Origin of the sequence: Pseudomonas sp. RIT778, from assembly GCF_019718735.1 — a bacterium.
GTDB classification, from domain to species: Bacteria; Pseudomonadota; Gammaproteobacteria; order Pseudomonadales; family Pseudomonadaceae; genus Aquipseudomonas; species Aquipseudomonas aphyarum.
Map to the genome: position 1 here is coordinate 1 of NZ_JAIHBA010000080.1, position 647 is coordinate 647.

At 46.2% G+C, this 647-nt stretch carries 1 rRNA gene; it reads left to right on the top strand.

Features of this window, described 5'->3' with window-relative positions:
• Positions 1-265: 265 nt before the first annotated feature.
• Positions 266-647 (top strand): 23S ribosomal RNA (locus K5E37_RS29335); the annotation flags it as partial.

Consider the following 647-nt stretch of genomic DNA (forward strand, 5'->3'; position numbering starts at 1 on the left):
CGATCCCGCTTGGCTCCACCACTACTGCTTCTGAAGTAAGAGCTTAGAAATGAGCATTCCATCGTTGTGATGGTGAATGTTGATTTCTAGTCTTTGACTAGTTCGTTCTTTAAAAATTTGGGTATGTGATAGAAAGATAGACTGAGATCCACTTTCACTGGTGGTGATCAGGCTAAGGTAAAATTTGTGAGTTCTCTTAGTTGAGAAATTCGAATTTTCGGCGAATGTCGTCTTCACAGTATAACCAGATTGCTTGGGGTTATATGGTCAAGTGAAGAAGCGCATACGGTGGATGCCTTGGCAGTCAGAGGCGATGAAAGACGTGGTAGCCTGCGAAAAGCTTCGGGGAGTCGGCAAACAGACTTTGATCCGGAGATGTCTGAATGGGGGAACCCAGCCATCATAAGATGGTTATCTTGTACTGAATACATAGGTGCAAGAGGCGAACCAGGGGAACTGAAACATCTAAGTACCCTGAGGAAAAGAAATCAACCGAGATTCCCTTAGTAGTGGCGAGCGAACGGGGACTAGCCCTTAAGTGGCTTTGAGATTAGCGGAACGCTCTGGAAAGTGCGGCCATAGTGGGTGATAGCCCTGTACGCGAAAATCTCTTAGTCATGAAATCGAGTAGGACGGAGCACGAGAAA